The 16,298-nt window shown below is 44.2% G+C and carries 16 protein-coding genes and 1 tRNA gene; all 17 read left to right on the top strand.

Annotated features, from left to right (window positions below):
* Positions 1-59 precede the first annotated feature (59 nt).
* Positions 60-146 (top strand) — tRNA-Ser (locus HXT58_RS04960).
* A 299-nt stretch (positions 147-445) separates the two neighbouring features.
* A complete protein-coding gene (locus tag HXT58_RS04955; protein ID WP_421775624.1) occupies positions 446-3,391 on the top strand; it encodes a peptidase in 2,946 nt (981 codons plus the stop codon).
* A gap of 182 nt (positions 3,392-3,573) precedes the next feature.
* Positions 3,574-3,867: a metal-sensitive transcriptional regulator gene (locus tag HXT58_RS04950; protein WP_004574096.1), complete on the top strand. Its 294-nt coding sequence runs from the start codon at positions 3,574-3,576 to the stop codon at positions 3,865-3,867.
* Positions 3,868-3,882: 15 nt separating this feature from the next.
* Positions 3,883-4,551 (top strand): YigZ family protein, encoded by a 669-nt coding sequence (locus HXT58_RS04945; protein ID WP_004574095.1) that lies wholly within the window; start codon positions 3,883-3,885, stop codon positions 4,549-4,551.
* A gap of 10 nt (positions 4,552-4,561) precedes the next feature.
* Positions 4,562-5,188: a hypothetical protein gene (locus HXT58_RS04940; RefSeq protein WP_004105530.1), complete on the top strand. Its 627-nt coding sequence runs from the start codon at positions 4,562-4,564 to the stop codon at positions 5,186-5,188.
* Positions 5,189-5,196: 8 nt separating this feature from the next.
* Positions 5,197-7,371, top strand: a complete 2,175-nt coding sequence (malQ, locus tag HXT58_RS04935) for a 4-alpha-glucanotransferase (RefSeq protein WP_100209130.1) — start codon at positions 5,197-5,199, stop codon at positions 7,369-7,371.
* 268 nt (positions 7,372-7,639) lie between these two features.
* Positions 7,640-8,089, top strand: coding sequence for a 50S ribosomal protein L13 (gene rplM, locus HXT58_RS04930; RefSeq protein ID WP_004574093.1), 450 nt, complete (start codon positions 7,640-7,642; stop codon positions 8,087-8,089).
* A 17-nt stretch (positions 8,090-8,106) separates the two neighbouring features.
* Positions 8,107-8,595, top strand: coding sequence for a 30S ribosomal protein S9 (gene rpsI / locus HXT58_RS04925; RefSeq protein ID WP_004105525.1), 489 nt, complete (start codon positions 8,107-8,109; stop codon positions 8,593-8,595).
* A gap of 367 nt (positions 8,596-8,962) precedes the next feature.
* Positions 8,963-11,668 (top strand): bifunctional acetaldehyde-CoA/alcohol dehydrogenase, encoded by a 2,706-nt coding sequence (gene adhE / locus HXT58_RS04920; RefSeq protein ID WP_415705808.1) that lies wholly within the window; start codon positions 8,963-8,965, stop codon positions 11,666-11,668.
* Between the two features lie 322 nt (positions 11,669-11,990).
* The gene (gene rpsJ, locus HXT58_RS04915) at positions 11,991-12,299 is read left to right on the top strand and encodes a 30S ribosomal protein S10 (RefSeq protein WP_003808013.1); all 309 of its coding nucleotides are present in this window, start codon (positions 11,991-11,993) and stop codon (positions 12,297-12,299) included.
* 16 nt (positions 12,300-12,315) lie between these two features.
* Positions 12,316-12,966 (top strand): 50S ribosomal protein L3, encoded by a 651-nt coding sequence (gene rplC / locus HXT58_RS04910; protein ID WP_004105519.1) that lies wholly within the window; start codon positions 12,316-12,318, stop codon positions 12,964-12,966.
* A 5-nt stretch (positions 12,967-12,971) separates the two neighbouring features.
* A complete protein-coding gene (gene rplD / locus HXT58_RS04905; protein ID WP_004105517.1) occupies positions 12,972-13,637 on the top strand; it encodes a 50S ribosomal protein L4 in 666 nt (221 codons plus the stop codon).
* Positions 13,638-13,642: 5 nt separating this feature from the next.
* Positions 13,643-13,939 carry a 50S ribosomal protein L23 gene (gene rplW / locus HXT58_RS04900; protein WP_004105515.1) on the top strand — a complete coding sequence of 99 codons (297 nt, stop codon included), beginning with the start codon at positions 13,643-13,645 and terminating at the stop codon, positions 13,937-13,939.
* A 34-nt stretch (positions 13,940-13,973) separates the two neighbouring features.
* Entirely contained in the window at positions 13,974-14,804 is an 831-nt protein-coding gene (rplB, locus tag HXT58_RS04895; protein WP_004574091.1) for a 50S ribosomal protein L2, read from the top strand.
* Positions 14,805-14,819: 15 nt separating this feature from the next.
* Positions 14,820-15,098 (top strand): 30S ribosomal protein S19, encoded by a 279-nt coding sequence (rpsS, locus tag HXT58_RS04890; RefSeq protein WP_004114357.1) that lies wholly within the window; start codon positions 14,820-14,822, stop codon positions 15,096-15,098.
* 16 nt (positions 15,099-15,114) lie between these two features.
* Positions 15,115-15,474 carry a 50S ribosomal protein L22 gene (gene rplV / locus HXT58_RS04885; RefSeq protein ID WP_004105510.1) on the top strand — a complete coding sequence of 120 codons (360 nt, stop codon included), beginning with the start codon at positions 15,115-15,117 and terminating at the stop codon, positions 15,472-15,474.
* Between the two features lie 2 nt (positions 15,475-15,476).
* Positions 15,477-16,295 (top strand): 30S ribosomal protein S3, encoded by an 819-nt coding sequence (rpsC, locus tag HXT58_RS04880; RefSeq protein ID WP_004574090.1) that lies wholly within the window; start codon positions 15,477-15,479, stop codon positions 16,293-16,295.
* Positions 16,296-16,298: the final 3 nt, after the last annotated feature.

The raw sequence follows: 16,298 nt of genomic DNA, 5'->3' as shown, positions 1-16,298 counted from the left end.
TACAGTCCTTAAGAGGTGCTATAGTGTCAATCTGTTGCTGTTATGTACAGTAAACAAGTGGAGTCATGCCTGAGTGGCCGATAGGGGCACCCTGCTAAGGTGTTAGTCGTGTAAGCGGCTCGAGAGTTCGAATCTCTCTGACTCCGCGGGTTACTCCGGATTGCTTTTCGCGGTCCGGAGTTTTTGTTTTTGTTTTATCAATTACGTATAGAAAACGTGCAGTATGCAATTAAAATACGCTTATTTTACACTTTAGAAATAAAAAATAATATATCAAAAGAAGAAATTGTGGATTTGTGAATAGCTCCGTAATTTTACTCAAGCTTTTAACCACAATAGTAAAAAAATATTTACTCATACTTTCTTTAAGCTCATAGTTGACTCATGAATGCTTATTAAAAGTGTTCAAAATAATATTTAAAGGGTTGGGCTAAAGGAGATTTTTATGAAAAAGTATGGAGGGAAGCATAATAGTGCTCGTAGCGATAACAATATGCGCGCTAGTATGAAACGTAAAACTATTCGTAGTCTGTCAGCATTTTTTGCTTCTATTTTTGTAATTCCTGCTATATTCTGCACGCAGTCAGCTTTAGGTTATTATGATGAACCTGGTGTATTTTATAAGGTTTCAGACAAAATAGAATGGCTTAAAGATCATACTCTTCGCACAAAGCTTGGTCCTACACCAAGTTATTGGGGCAAGAAACATATATCTTATTGTATTGAATCAAGTGTAGATTTTGGTCGCTCATCAGGTGATTGGAAGCAAGAACTCGACAAAGATTATCGCATTGCTGCAGAAATGATAAAAACTTCTAGTAATAATGACGATTTGCTTACTCAAACATCTATAGCTTTCGCAATGCACGATCATTTTGATCTTAAAAAAGATGAGTGGAAAAGAGCTGTAGATAATGGTTTTGAAAAAATCTCTACTGAGGATTTGAAAAAAACATCTAAGAAATTGTGGGAAGAAGCCGAAAATAATACTCCTATGAACTTAGAAGTTAATCAAGAGTATACTTCAGGAAAGCATGCTGGAGTTGTGCATGTAAGGGTGAAAAATATCAAGGGCTATGCTCTTAAAGATGTTCCTATTAGGCTTGAATCTGAAGATGCTTTAGTTGAGTTTAATGATGGTAAACAATCTGTTGAATTAAAGTCAAAAGATGAAGTAGTGAATATTCCTTGGAGTTCTAAGAGGAATGGTACTGCCATCGTTAAAATTGGATTTTTAGCTCCTAAAGCTGAAAGATATTATTCACCTGAATATCAAGACGAGATACGTTCCATAAACGATGCTGAATATAGTGAAAAACTTGCTTTCGGAGTAAAAGACAGTTTCCAGCCGACTCTTACTTCAAAAGTTGCAAAACATGAGCTGCATGTGGGCGAGAAGGTTGATAGCACGGTAACCAGTGGAGTGTTGGCAAAAGATAGTTGGTTAAATGGAGTTACTTTGCGTGCCCAAGGATATTATTTCGTTGGATCTGCTAAAGATATTTTGCAAATTAGGCAACGTAACAATGGCGAATCTGCAGTTCAATACCTGAAACGTATTAGAGCTTTGCCAGATTTGCGACAGGTTGCTGCAGCAAAAGCTGACTTTTCTAAAGCTAACGAAAGTGTGAATGCTAAGGCTAAACGCGCAAATGGCGATATTAGTGCATCAGATTTGAAGGAAGCTGAAGATTACAAAGTCGCTGATAATGAAGCTGGTCTTTTTGGCACATGGGTTTGGATTATTTCTCGTGATGCGCAGAAAAAAGAAGATGCAGATAAATTAGATGATGAAGTTGTGAAAGTATTTGGTTCTGCAGATTCTACTTCTGTATACCAAGCAACTATAAGTTCTGATGTTGTTACAAAGCAGAAAATTGTTGGTATTGGCACAGAAATTGTTAGTGAAATCACTGTAAGAGGTCTTCCGGAAACATATGGATCGTTTAAAGGTAATGAAACATATGGTTTTAATGCCGACAAGAAGGCACACATTCGCGTTTGGTGGGCTGGAGAAGGCAGTGAAAAAAGCACTAAAAAAGATAATGAAAAATATATGCCGGGATCTAAAGGTGAAGCAGCCGAGCAAGAGCCAAAAGAAGATGCGCATCATCATTTAATTGGTAATTGGGAGGTTCCAGCAGTAAATGGAGTTTATAAGGTTGGTAATGGAAGCATTACAATGCGCCCTATTGCTGGAGTCAATAAATCTTCTTCGGATCCGAAAGTTTTGAAAGATAATGTGCATATTCGCGCCAATAAAAATAGTGAGTCAGGATGGTATGTGTTTGTTTATGATTTTCCTGGTTCTTCGCGCGCTTTAGCTCATAAATCTGCGTATAACGGATTGTGGAGTCGTGCCTTAGTTGAACCGAATGTTTTAACTACTCCTGTATCTGTTACAACTAGAGTAAGCGATGAAAAGGTTAAGGCTGGTGAAAAGTTCCACGATAATGCTCGTATTACTGGCACGTTGCCAAAAGGCAGTTACGTAGTGTTTAGTGCATACGAGTATGAAGATGGTAAGGAAAATAAGAGCGATTGTGACGGAGCTAAATGTAACGATGCTAAGGATGGCGACGCTAAGAATAGTGAAACTAAAAATAGCGGTACAAAAAACAGTAATTCTGAAACTAAGGAAACTAAGGAAGCTAAAGAAACTAAGGAAACTGCAATATCTGTTGAAATTGAGAAAAAAATGCCTCAATCTCGCGTAAATATTACAGATAAGCAGGCTGAAGAAAGTAAGAAGTCTTCTATTTCTGTAAGTTCTGCAGATATTACATTAGATCATGAAGGAACTATTTATTGGAAAGCTGAAGTTTACGATGCTCAGGGTAATCCTTTAGCAACTCATGTATTGGGTGTAGAAGGAGAGACTGTGCAAGTTTCCGGCGGCGAGGATCGTTCTAAGAATGATAAGAATGATGGAAATGATGAGCATGATGCAAATGATGAGAAAAATGAAGAAACTTTGAGTAATGAAACTGATGGAAAAAATAGTAATGAAAATAAGGAGAATGGTAAAGAAAGCAAAGAAAAAGTAGAAGAAAATCATAGTAAAACTGGTAGTGATGAAACGGTTAACAGTGATGATTTAACTGATTCAAAAAATGATGGGAACGATCATACTTCCAATCAACATGTCGGTACGAATAGCAACGAAAATGCTAGTAAGAATTATGTTAATCAAAGTAATACAATTCCAACATCGCTTGCTGTTACTGGCGCTTCTTCGGTAACTGTGATACTTCTTGCTGTTATTATGTTAACCTTTGCTTCAGGTTTATCGTTAGGTCGTTTTTCAGCTATAGTTCCTAAACATGGGAGAATGTCTACTGGGGCACGGCATAGCGAAATTCCTCCAATGAGGCGTAGATTAGTGCAATAATATGTTTTGATATAGAATATTTGACGCGTTAGTCTATTGAGATCTTTTTGAAGTAGATTAACGCGTCATTTTGCAATAAATAATACGATGATGCATAATATAGATACAACGATTTATTGTATTAATTTGTATATGATGTTATAACCTTTGTGTGGTTATGTAATTGATAAATCGGAGTAATGATGAAAAGTTATGATATTGATAAAGAAAAACTGATAGTACGCATGCATCGAGTACAAGGTCAGCTTGCAGCAGTCAATACTATGATTGAAAACGATGCGAAGTGTCAAGATGTTCTTATGCAGCTTTCCGCTGCAACTGCTGCTTTACATTCTTTAGCAGTGATAGTGGCAAGGGAACATGTCAATAAAGAAATACATGAATCTGTAAAAATTGGTACCGAAGGAGGTGCCGATGCAGCAATGGAAGATATTTCTGGTATCATTGACAGGTTATTGCGTTACGAAAAAGCGTAGTATTGGTAGTATCTAGTGATTAATTCGCATAATATTCTGCACACTGTTCGTCAATTGCAATCGCAGCCTTTCGAGGCTTCTTTCGTAGAGAAAAAATCAGAGTTTATTGGATGTATTTGTCATATTGACAATCTTGACGATGCTGTGGAATTTATGCAATCAGTGCGTTTTAAGAATCCTAAAGCTCGTCATGTTGCTTATGCTGCAATTTGTGGCTCATCGAAAGCTCAATTGCGTGAGCGCATGAGTGACGATGGTGAGCCAACTGGGACAGCAGGAAAACCAATATTAGATGTACTTAGATCGTCAAATTTAACAGATTGTGTAGTAACAGTAACGCGATATTTTGGCGGTATTTTGCTTGGAGCTGGTGGTCTAACCAGAGCTTATGCGCGTGCAGCAAGTATGGCAGTAGAATCTGCGCAAATAGTTGATATTATTACGTGCACTCGTTTTACTTGCAAGTTGCAATATCAACAATTGCGAATGTTGCAGCATATTGTAAGCCAAATGGAAGGCATAATTGACAACGAAATTTATGGTGCTGAAATTTCTCTTAATATTGCTATTCCAACTTTAAAATCACAAGAATTTCTTGATATGGTTCAGAATGCTTTTTCTGGAAGCGTTGTGCCGGAAGCAGATGGTACTCTAAGTAATAAGCTGATAGATACTAAGCGTTAAAGGTGATTTCATGGAAAAGACTAATGAAAAAACAAACACTACTGACGATTCATCTTATGAACCTTTAACTGCTGTATATGAGCATTTACGACATAGCGAAGATTCAGCTGAGCTTCATGAATTTGCTAGGAGAGAATTACCGGATCGATCAGATCAAGCGGCATTTTCTAGAGCCACTTCCTTGCTTGAAGCAGTTGCAGGTAATATCAATACTCCAGAAGAAGACCGTATTTATTTAGCTACAGAAATGCCTTTTCCAAACATATTAGTGAAACTTTCTGAAGATTCTGCTGATAAAGTGCGTTTGGCTGTTGCTGAAAATAAAAATGCTAAAAATTGGTTAGTTGGAAGACTTACTAAAGATTCATGTAATGCAGTTCGAAATGCTGCATTATGCAATCCAAAAGCTTCTTGGAAAATGCGTTTAGAGGGTGCGCAATCGGATGGCATAAGTGCTGAAACATTGAAATATTTGGCCTCCCTTGGTGTTAGTGCAGAAGAAAACGCTCCAACTGTATTAGCTTCCATGGTACGAAGAGCTGTTGCGTTAAATCCTGGTGTTCCACAAAATGTGCTGCAAGAATTATGTAACGATAAATCTGAAGATGTATCATCAGCGGCGCGCAGTCGTTGCTAACGCGAATAATGGAGCGTATGGATAATACAACAGATGAAGAAGTAGCAATGAAGCCATTACACCGTCTTGCTGAATTAATGGGCGTTGGCGTGAGTTTTATTGGTTCAGATAATCAAAAACACGAGATTCAAGATAACGTATTAGTTTCGGTTTTAGGCGCATTAGGCGTGGACGCTTCGACCAATGAGGCAATAGAAAAATCTACAAACGACGTTTTAGCGTATCGACATGGACGCATTATTGCGCCAACTATTTTGCACACTGTTGGCAAATGTGATGAAGTTACAGTTAATACGGGAATATTAGAATACCCAGTTGCAACATTGACATTGGAAAATGGTGAACAATATAAAGGCGATTTAACTATTGTTCCTAACGAAAATGATGTTGCATACCCTGTAAATGGAAAATTTGTTGCAACATCTCTTATAAAAATTCCTGAAGATGTGCCAATGGGTTATCACACATTGCGTGTGACGGTTGGTGAGCGTCAAGAAGAGGCAACACTTATTAGTGCTCCAGAAAGCATTGATACGCTTAATTCCTTGGAACCAAATGGAGAACAGCTTTGGGGATGGATGGCACAACTTTACTCAATCCGTTCTTCAAAGTCTTGGGGCGTTGGTGATTTTGCTGATTTGGCGACTCTTCTTACTGAAGCTAAGCAAAAAACTGGTGCTGACTTTGTGCTAATAAACCCAATGCATGCAGGTGAGCCTATAACTCCGCTTACTCCATCTCCATACCTGCCGGTTGCTCGAGGAATGGTAAATGTAACGTATATTCGCCCAGAAAGTATTCCTGAGTACGAAACGTTAAACGATAAAACTCGCAAAGAAATTGAAAAGCTTCATGGACAGGTTGAGCCGCTTAACAATGACGCGCAAATAATAGACCGTGATTCCATGTGGCGTGTAAAAATGCGTGCATTGTGGCTGATTTTCAAGGCTGGTATGTCTGAAACTCGCGCTCGCGTTTTTAATGAGTTTAAGCAGGAGATGGGTGACAGGCTTGAATCTTATGCTACTTGGTGCTTGTGCTATGACAAGTGGGGTGCTCCAAAGGGTGACGATTGCTGGGAGAGGACTCTTACTAAGGATTCTGATCAAGTTCGCGAATTAGCTAATCGTTTCCCAGATACTCTTGAGTTTTATCGTTGGCTTGAGTGGGTTGCTTTTACGCAATTGCATGATGCTCAAGTTGCTGCTCGTAACGCTGGTATGAAAATCGGCATTATGTCTGATATGGCTGTTGGCGTGCATCCTGCAGGATCTGAAGTTTGGTGGAATCCAGAGCGATTTGCTAACGGAGCTACTGTTGGTGCTCCGCCTGATTACTTCAATCAGCAAGGTCAAGATTGGTCTCAGCCACCTTTGCATCCATTTGAGCTTGAGCGTACTGGTTTTAAAACATACCGAGATATGGTTCATGGAATGTTTGCTTCAGCAGGCGCTGTTCGCATCGACCATATTCTTGGACTTTTCCGCTTATGGTGGATTCCAGAAGGTTCAGCTCCAAGTGGCGGTGCTTATGTTTACTACGATGCTGATATTATGCTTGGCATTTTGGCAATTGAAGCCGCTCGCGCTCACGGTGTAGTTGTTGGCGAAGATTTGGGTGTTTTGCCTGCAAATGCTTTGGAAGTGTTGCGCAAGAAGGCTGTGCTTGGTTGCACGGTTGAATGGTTCGAAGAGCGTGACGGCGAATTCCGCACTCCAGACAAGTGGCGCGAAATGACGCTTGCATCTGTAAATACGCATGATTTGCCTCCTGCTGCCGGCTATTTGCGCTATGAACAGGTTAATATTCGTGAGCGTTTGCACTTGCTTACTGGTTCTGTTGAAGAATTCCGCGCTGGCGCTGAGGCAGAGCATCGCGCTATGATGCGAATGTTGGTCAAAGGTGGTTATTTGGATGCTCAGTTGCTTGAAGATGAGGATGCTCATACTCAGGAGATTATTGAGGCATTGTATCGCGCTTTGAAGGATGCTCCTTCGCGTTTGCTTGCTGCTTCTTTGGTTGATGCAGTTGGAGAGTATCGTACGCAAAATCAGCCTGGAACGAATGACGAGTATCCAAATTGGCGTATTCCGTTAGCTGATGGTGAAGGCAATCCTGTGTCTTTGGACAATATGTTTGATTTGCCTAGAGTGCGGTCGCTTTCAGCAATTATGAACGCGTGACGTTTTGCGATTCGTTTTGCGATTCGTTTTGCGATTCGTTTTGTAATTCGTTTTGTAATTCGTCGCAGCCTTATATAAAATATACATTTGCAAGTAGTCGCCACTTGGCGATATACTTGCAGATTGTTGTGTTTCCCTAAGGGGTCCTTCAAAGCGCTTTTCCCACTCGCCATCGAGGACTTTCAGGGAGCCCACGGATTATGAGTAAAATATTTTCTATAAACCAAGAAAATATACGCTCGAAACACAATAGAGAAAAGGTACGATTGTGAAGACTTTCACACCGAAACCAGCAGATTTAACTCATGACTGGTACATCATCGATGCCACTGACGTGGTACTTGGTCGTTTGGCCTCTCAGGTAGCAATCTTGCTGCGTGGTAAGAATAAGCCAACGTTTGCTCCTCATGCTGATTCTGGCAATCACGTTATTATTATTAACGCTGAAAAGATTGCTTTGACTGGCAATAAGTTGAGCAAGGAACTGTATTCCCACTCTGGTCGTCCAGGCGGCCTTCGTCGTGATAGCTATGCAGAGCTTTTGGAGAGGAATCCAAAGCGTATTATCATGACTGCCGTTAAGGGCATGCTTCCAAAGAATCGTCTTGCTAAGGTGCAGCTTGACCGTCTTCGTGTGTTCACCGGCGCTGAGCATCCGCACACTTCGCAGAAGCCACAGGTCTTCGAGATCGCTCAGGTCTCTCAGCAGGCTAAGTGAGATCAAGGAGAATAGATATGGCAGAAAATAACAACTCCGCGGTTCTTGAGAACGAAGAAGAACTGACTAGCTACACCACTGAAACCAATGCTGGTGCAGGCACTGGTACTTCCGCCATCGAGCCAGGCTATGGCACTGGTCGTCGTAAGGAAGCTGTTGCTCGCGTGCGCTTGGTTCCTGGCTCCGGCAAGTGGACTATCAATGGTCGCACTTTGGAGGAGTACTTCCCATCTCGTTTGTTGCAGCGCGAAGTGAATTCACCAATCGTGTTGCTCAAGCTTGAAGGCAAGTTTGATGTTGTAGTCCTCGTTGACGGTGGTGGTACCACTGGTCAAGCTGGTGCTATTCGTTTGGGTGTTGCTCGTGCATTGAATGCTATCGATCGCGATGCAAACCGTGTTGCTTTGAAGAAGGCTGGCTTCTTGACCCGCGACGCTCGCGTTGTGGAACGCAAGAAGGCTGGTTTGCACAAGGCACGTCGTGCACCTCAGTTCTCGAAGCGTTAAGTTTCGCGAATTTATATTTGCAAATGGCTCCTGGTTTTGCTGGGAGCCATTTTTTGTATTTTTTATTATTTATTAAATTAAATTAAATTTGTTGAGTAAATGTTATAAATAGTGTGCAACTAGCCGTTAAAATTGACATTCTAGAAAAATTTATCTATTAATCGAACATAAATCATTACAAATAAGAACAAATAACGAACAATAGAGGATAAAGCTCGCTCATAAATAGCGCAACTCGCTTCAAAGATGCGAAAGTACAGCAAAGAGGCTAAATTGTGACTTGTATCACATATTTAGCGGTGAATACTAAATTAGTCTGCTCATAAGTCTATTGATACCGCTGGTGGAACTATCGAGGAGGATACTCATGGTTGAGGCACAACACCAAGCCGAGACTGGCAAAACTGCTAGTGCTGATGACGTTGCGTTAGCTGCTCAAAATGAAGTTGATCAACTTGTTGAAAAAGCAACTGTCGCTTTGAATGAGTTTGAAAAGCTTAATCAGCAGCAAATCGATCATATTGTTGCTAAAGCTTCAGTGGCAGCGTTGAATAAACATTTGGTTCTTGCAAAGATGGCTGTTGACGAAACAGGTCGTGGCCTAGTAGAAGACAAAGCTACAAAAAATATCTTTGCATGCGAACATATTACGCATTATCTAGCAGGTCAAAAAACAGTTGGTATTATTCGCGAGGACGATGTTCTCGGAATTGACGAAATAGCTGAACCGGTTGGTATTGTTGCAGGCGTAACTCCAGTTACTAACCCAACTTCTACAGCTATTTTTAAGTCGCTTATTGCACTTAAGACTCGTTGTCCAATTATTTTTGGATTCCATCCTTTTGCGCAAAGGTGCTCTTCTGAAGCAGCTCGAATTGTTCGCGATGCTGCTGTGGCTGCTGGTGCGCCAAAAGATTGCATTCAGTGGATTGAGCATCCTTCAATTGAAGCTACCGGTGCATTGATGAAACATCCAAAGATCGCAACTATTCTTGCAACAGGCGGTCCTGGAATGGTTAAGGCAGCGTATTCTTCAGGAAAACCTGCTCTTGGTGTGGGTGCAGGAAATGCTCCTGCATATGTCGATAGTGACGTTGATATTGTGCGCGCTGCAAACGATTTGATTCTTTCAAAGCATTTTGATTACGGAATGATTTGTGCAACAGAGCAAGCAATTATTGCGCATAAGGATGTGTATGAGCCATTACTTCGCGAATTGAAGCGCAGGAAAGCATATTTTGTTAATGCTGACGAAAAAGCTAAGCTTGAACAATATATGTTTGGGTGCACTGCATATTCTGGAAATACACCAAAACTTAATTCCGTTGTTCCTGGTAAGTCTCCGCAATATATTGCACACGAAGCTGGATTTGAAATTCCAGAAGATGCTGTGATTTTGGTTGCAGAGTGCAAAGAAGTTGGCGAAATGGAGCCGCTTACTATGGAAAAGCTCGCTCCTGTACACGCAATGCTTCGTGCAGAAAATAAGGAACAAGGCTTCAAGATGTGCGAGCAGATGCTTGTACATGGAGCTGGTCACACTGCTGTAATTCACACAAATAATCAAGATCTTGTGCGCGAATATGGTGTTCGCATGCATGCTTGCAGAATTGTTTGGAATTCTCCTGGATCTCTTGGTGGTGTTGGAGACATTTACAACGCGATTGCTCCTTCGCTTACTCTTGGATGCGGATCTTATGGTGGAAATTCCGTTTCCGGCAACGTACAAGCTATAAATCTTCTTAATATTAAGCGTATTGCACGAAGGAATAATAATATGCAATGGTTCAAGATTCCGGCTAAAACTTATTTTGAGCCGAATGCTATTCGTTATTTGAGGGATATGTACGGCGTTGAGCGCGCAGTTATTGTGTGCGATAAGGTTATGGAGCAACTTGGCGTAGTCGATAAGATTGTTGATCAGCTTCGTGCTCGAGATAATCGCGTTAGCTTCCGTATTATTGATTACGTTGAGCCTGAGCCAAGCGTTGAAACAGTTGAGCGTGGGGCTGCAATGATGCGTGACGAATTCCAGCCAGACACAATTATTGCTGTTGGTGGTGGTTCGCCAATGGATGCTTCTAAGATTATGTGGCTTATGTATGAGCATCCGGAGATTTCTTTCGCTGATTTGCGAGAAAAGTTCTTCGATATTCGTAAACGCGCATTTAAGATTCCGCCTCTTGGCAGCAAAGCTAAGCTTGTTTGCATTCCAACTTCTTCCGGAACTGGTTCTGAAGTTACGCCTTACGCTGTTATTACAGATCACAAGACTGGATACAAGTATCCTATTACGGACTACGCTTTGACTCCAACGGTCGCAATAGTCGATCCTGTTTTGGCTCGTACGCAGCCGCGTCGATTGGCATGCGATTCTGGTTTTGATGCCTTAACTCATGCTATGGAAGCTTATGTTTCTGTTTACGCAAATGATTTTACGGATGCTATGGCTTTGCATGCTTCGAAACTTATTTGGGAAAATCTCAACGATTCTGTGAATTGCGAAGATTCTCAGCGCAAGGTTGAAGCGCAAGAAAAAATGCATAATGCAGCTACTATGGCTGGAATGGCGTTTGGTTCTGCATTCTTAGGAATGTGCCACGCTATGGCTCATACTATTGGTGCTTTGTGCCACGTTGTACACGGTCATACAAACGCAATTTTGCTGCCTTACGTTATTCGCTATAACGGTCAAATTCCGCAAGAGCCAACTAGCTGGCCAAAGTACAACCGCTATATTGCTCTTGAGAGATATCAGGAGATCGCTAAGAATCTCGGTGTAGATCCTGGTAAAACCCCTGAAGAAGGCGTTGAAAATCTTGCTCGTGCTGTTGAAGAGTATCGAAATGAAAAGCTTGGAATGGACGCTTCGTTTAAGGCTTGTGGCGTAGACGAAGAGTACTACTGGTCGATACTTGACAATATTGGCATGCGTGCTTACGAAGATCAGTGTGCGCCTGCAAATCCTCGTATTCCGCAAATTGAGGATATGAAGGATATTGCTATTGCTGCATATTATGGTGTTTCTCAAGAAGAAGGCCATCGCATGCGTTTGGAGCGTGAAGCGGCGTAATTATTTGCGTATTTAGTTAATAATGGCAGAAGCTCAACTAATTGTAGTTTCTGCCATTTTTTGTTGGAAAATAGCCGACACGCCCGGTTTTTAATAATCGAAGGTTGATGGTTTAATTACTTAGTTGCCTGTTTTAAGGCTCGCATATTGTAATTAAAAAAAGCGAGCGCGGAAGCAAAAACTTTGAATCGAAATCTTTTTGTATGAATAGGTTTTTGATGCCGCGCACTGATGTGGAATTACCCTAGGGGTTTATTCTCGCCGGTGCCCTTGAATTCAGGTTGGTAAACAGTAAACGAATCGCTAGAAAGGGCGGACGGCAATGGCGGGACAGAAAATCCGCATCAGGCTTAAGTCCTATGACCATGAGGTCATCGACCAATCGGCGAAGAAAATCGTCGAGACGGTGACGAACGCGGGCGCCACAGTAGTGGGTCCGGTTCCTCTGCCGACCGAGAAGAACGTGTTTGTTGTTATCCGTTCTCCTCATAAATACAAGGATTCTCGCGAGCATTTCGAGATGCGCACTCATAAGCGCCTCATTGACATCGTAGATCCAACGCCAAAGGCTGTGGATTCTTTGATGCACATTGACCTGCCTGCGGATGTAAACATCGAGATCAAGCTGTAGGAAGGGGGAGAAAGTAATGTCGCAGAATAAGAATCGCACTGCATTGCTCGGCCGCAAGCTGGGTATGTCGCAGGTTTGGGATGAAAACGGCTTCTTCGTCCCCGTAACTCTGGTTGAAGTTGCTACTAACGTAGTTACCGCTGTAAAGACTGTAGAGTCTGACGGTTATTGCGCAGTACAGCTCGGTTATGGCCAGATTGATCCTACCAAGGTGACTAAGCCATTGGCTGGTCATTTTGCAAAGGCTGGTGTAACTCCTCGTCGTCACCTCGCTGAGGTGCGCACCGAGAACGCAGCAGATTATCAGCCAGGTCAGGAATTGACTGCTGAATTGTTCGCTGAGGGTTCTGAAGTAGATGTCACTGGCACTACCAAGGGTAAGGGCTTTGCTGGCACTATCAAGCGTTGGGGCTTCAAGTCCTATCGCCGTACTCACGGCTCGCACAAGAACGAACGTCGCCCAGGTTCTGTGGGCGCTTGCGCAACTCCAAGCCGCATTTTGAAGGGCAAGCGTATGGCTGGTCGCATGGGTCATGTGACTTCCACCGCGCTTAACCTCACAATCGTTTCTTCGGATGTCGAGAACGGCATTCTCGCTATTAAGGGCGCTGTTCCAGGTCCTAAGGGCGCAATCGTTCTCGTCCGTTCGGCAGTGAAGGGAGCCTGATAATTATGGCAAACGTAACTCTGAACGTCACTGATACTAAGGGCAATGCAAGCGGAACCGTTGAAGCTCCTGCTGAAATTTTCGGCATCTCCAACGAAGACGTTTTAGCTCACGGTCCACTGGTTCATCAGGTCGTAATCGCTCAGCTTGCTGCTGCTCGTCAGGGCACCCATGCTGTGAAGAATCGTGCTAATGTTTCCGGCGGCGGTAAGAAGCCATGGAAGCAGAAGGGCACCGGTCGTGCTCGCCAGGGTTCCATTCGTGCTCCTCAGTGGGTACATGGTGGCGTTGTTCACGGTCCAGTTCCTCGTAAGTACGATCAGCGCACCCCGAAGAAGATGAAGGCAGCTGCTCTTCGCTACGTTCTTTCGGATCGTGCAAATGCTGGACGTATTGCTGTAGTTGACTTTGGTATTAAGGATGTTCCATCCACCAAGACAGCTGTTGCAGCACTTACTCCTGTGACCAATAACCAATTCACTACTGTTGTTCTTTCTCGTGAGAACATCAATGAGTGGATGTCTGTACGCAACATTCCAACTGTTCACGTGATCTTCGCTGATCAGCTCAACACTTACGATGTTGTTACAGCTCAGTACGTCGTCTTCTCCAAGGAAGGCTTCGAAGCCTTCGTTGCTGCTAAGACCGAGCCTGTCGTTAAGGAGGCCTGATTTAAATGGTCGCAGTCCATAACCCAGCACATGACGTAATTCTTAAGCCAGTTGTTTCTGAAAAAAGTTACGCAGCTTCTGATCGTGGTCAGTACACTTTCGTAGTGGCTCCAGATGCTAACAAGGTTCAGATCAAGCAGGCTATCGAAGAAATCTTCAAGGTCAAGGTGACAAACGTTAACACTTTGAACCGCGCTGGCAAGTTGAAGCGCTCTCGCACCGGTTTCGGCCGTCGTGTGAACCAGAAGCGTGCTATTGTCACCGTGGCTGAAGGTCAAACGATTGACATCTTTGGTAACTGAAGGCTAGCCGAGAAAAGTAAAGGAATACTATATTATGGCTATCCGCGTTTATAAGCCGACGACTGCAGGCCGTCGTAACGCTTCGGTTTCGGATTTTGCCGAGATCACGCGTTCTACGCCTGAAAAGTCGCTGGTACGCAAACTCAGCAAGACTGGTGGTCGTAACTCTTACGGCCGCATGACTTCTCGCCATCGCGGCGGCGGTCACAAGCGTCAGTATCGTCTCATCGACTTCAAGCGTTGGGACAAGGATGGCGTGCCAGCAAAGGTCGCTCATATTGAGTATGACCCTAATCGTTCCGCTCGCATCGCTTTGTTGCATTACGCAGACGGTGAGAAGCGTTACATTATCGCTCCTGAAGGCGTTGCCCAGGGTGATGTTATTGAGACCGGCGCTCAGGCTGATATTAAGCCAGGCAACAACCTGCCTCTGAAGAATATCCCAACCGGTACCGTGGTTCACGCAATTGAACTTCGTCCACTTGGTGGTGCGAAGATTGCTCGTTCCGCTGGTGCCGCTGTTCAGCTCGTCGCTAAGGATGGTGCTTATGCGCAGTTGCGTATGCCGTCTGGCGAAATTCGTAACGTGGACGCTCGTTGCCGCGCTACTGTTGGCGAAGTAGGTAACTCCGATCACGCCAATATCGAGCTTGGTAAGGCAGGTCGCGCACGTTGGCTTGGTCGTAGACCAATCACCCGAGGCGAATCCATGAACCCTGTGGACCATCCACATGGTGGTCGCACCCGTGGTGGTAAGCCACCAGTTTCTCCATGGGGCAAGGGCGAGGTTCGTACACGTCGTCCAAAGAAGGCTTCGAACAAGATGATTGTTCGTCGTCGCCCGAATGGTAAGAACCGCAAGTAAGGGAGTGTCGAATAGATGACTCGTAGCATCAAGAAGGGCCCTTTCGTCGACGCCCACTTGCAGAAGAAAGTCGACGAGCAAAACGACAAGGGTACGCACAATGTCATTAAGACTTGGTCGCGTCGTTCGATGATCACTCCTGATTTCATTGGACACACCTTTGCCGTACATGATGGCCGCAAGCATGTGCCGGTATTCGTTACCGAAGCCATGGTTGGTCATAAGCTCGGTGAGTTCGCCCCGACCAAGACCTTTAAGGGTCACGTGAAGGACGACAAAAAGGCACGCCGCTAAAGGAGAGTTAGGACACATGGAAGCTAAAGCAATCGCTCGTCACGTCCGCGTGACGCCGCGCAAGGCTCGCCGCATGGTCGACCTCATCCGAGGCAAGCGTGCAAGCGAAGCTATTACCATTTTGAAGTTTGCTCCTCAGGACGCATCATTGCCGGTGCGCAAGGTTCTTGAAAGCGCGATCGCTAACGCTCGCGTTAAGGCTGAAAAAGCCGGTGAACCATTCCGTGAGCAGGACTTGGTCATCAAGGAAACCTATGTGGACGAGGGTGTAACGCTTAAGCGTTTCCGTGCTCGTGCACAGGGTCGCGCTGCGCGCATTAACAAGCGCACAAGCCATATCACTGTTATCGTCTCGCTTAAGGAAGGAGCCCGCTAAAGATGGGTCAGAAGATCAATCCTTTCGGCTATCGCCTGGGCATCACCGAGAATCATCGCTCTAAGTGGTTCTCTGACTCCAACAAAGCTGGCGAGCGTTATCGTGACTTCGTCCTTGAGGATGACAAGATTCGCAAGGAAATGAGCCATGACCTCGAGCGTGCTGGCGTATCTCGTATCGTTATCGAGCGCACTCGTGATCGCGTTCGTGTAGATATTCACACTGCTCGTCCGGGTATTATCATCGGTCGTCGTGGCGCTGAAGCTGAGCGCGTTCGCGCAAAGCTCGAGAAGCTCACAGGCAAGCAAGTACAGCTCAACATCTTCGAAGTGAAGAATGCTGCACTTGACGCTCAGTTGGTTGCTCAGGGAATTGCGGAGCAGTTGACAAACCGTGTTACATTCCGTCGTGCTATGCGTAAGGCACAGCAAGATGCAATGCGTGCAGGTGCCAAGGGTATCCGTATCAAGCTCTCCGGTCGCCTTGGTGGCGCCGAAATGAGCCGCTCTGAGTTCTATCGCGAGGGTCGCGTTCCACTGCAGACTCTTCGTGCCTTGATTGATTACGGCTTCTTTGAAGCTAAGACCACATACGGCCGTATCGGCGTAAAGGTCTGGATCTACAAGGGTGATATGACCGAGCGTGAGTTCGAAGAGCAGCAGGCTCAGCAGGGTAAGCGTGAAGGTCGTCGTGGTGGCGATCGTCGTCCACGTCGTGGCGCACGTCCTGCTAACCAGCAGAAGGCTGCTGAAGCACAGGCTGAAAAGCCAGCTGAAGCTGCAGCTGCTGAAGCTCCTGCCGCAACGGAAACGAAGGAGTGAGCA

Origin of the sequence: Gardnerella sp. KA01000 (assembly GCF_049244035.1) — a bacterium.
In the GTDB taxonomy this organism is placed as follows: domain Bacteria; phylum Actinomycetota; class Actinomycetes; order Actinomycetales; family Bifidobacteriaceae; genus Bifidobacterium; species Bifidobacterium leopoldii.
The sequence above is the reverse complement of the archived record's forward strand: the minus strand, read 5'-3'. Positions and strand labels throughout refer to the sequence as shown.

What these genes read in the sequence shown, in the direction of transcription:
- HXT58_RS04955 (WP_421775624.1), top strand. Translation starts at nt 446, where the DNA reads ATGAAAAAGTATGGAGGGAAGCATAATAGTGCTCGTAGCGATAACAAT.
- HXT58_RS04950 (WP_004574096.1), top strand. Translation starts at nt 3,574, where the DNA reads ATGAAAAGTTATGATATTGATAAAGAAAAACTGATAGTACGCATGCAT.
- HXT58_RS04940 (WP_004105530.1), top strand. Translation starts at nt 4,562, where the DNA reads ATGGAAAAGACTAATGAAAAAACAAACACTACTGACGATTCATCTTAT.
- malQ (WP_100209130.1), top strand. Translation starts at nt 5,197, where the DNA reads ATGGAGCGTATGGATAATACAACAGATGAAGAAGTAGCAATGAAGCCA.
- rpsI (WP_004105525.1), top strand. Translation starts at nt 8,107, where the DNA reads ATGGCAGAAAATAACAACTCCGCGGTTCTTGAGAACGAAGAAGAACTG.
- adhE (WP_415705808.1), top strand. Translation starts at nt 8,963, where the DNA reads ATGGTTGAGGCACAACACCAAGCCGAGACTGGCAAAACTGCTAGTGCT.
- rpsJ (WP_003808013.1), top strand. Translation starts at nt 11,991, where the DNA reads ATGGCGGGACAGAAAATCCGCATCAGGCTTAAGTCCTATGACCATGAG.
- rplC (WP_004105519.1), top strand. Translation starts at nt 12,316, where the DNA reads ATGTCGCAGAATAAGAATCGCACTGCATTGCTCGGCCGCAAGCTGGGT.
- rplD (WP_004105517.1), top strand. Translation starts at nt 12,972, where the DNA reads ATGGCAAACGTAACTCTGAACGTCACTGATACTAAGGGCAATGCAAGC.
- rplW (WP_004105515.1), top strand. Translation starts at nt 13,643, where the DNA reads ATGGTCGCAGTCCATAACCCAGCACATGACGTAATTCTTAAGCCAGTT.
- rplB (WP_004574091.1), top strand. Translation starts at nt 13,974, where the DNA reads ATGGCTATCCGCGTTTATAAGCCGACGACTGCAGGCCGTCGTAACGCT.
- rpsS (WP_004114357.1), top strand. Translation starts at nt 14,820, where the DNA reads ATGACTCGTAGCATCAAGAAGGGCCCTTTCGTCGACGCCCACTTGCAG.
- rplV (WP_004105510.1), top strand. Translation starts at nt 15,115, where the DNA reads ATGGAAGCTAAAGCAATCGCTCGTCACGTCCGCGTGACGCCGCGCAAG.
- rpsC (WP_004574090.1), top strand. Translation starts at nt 15,477, where the DNA reads ATGGGTCAGAAGATCAATCCTTTCGGCTATCGCCTGGGCATCACCGAG.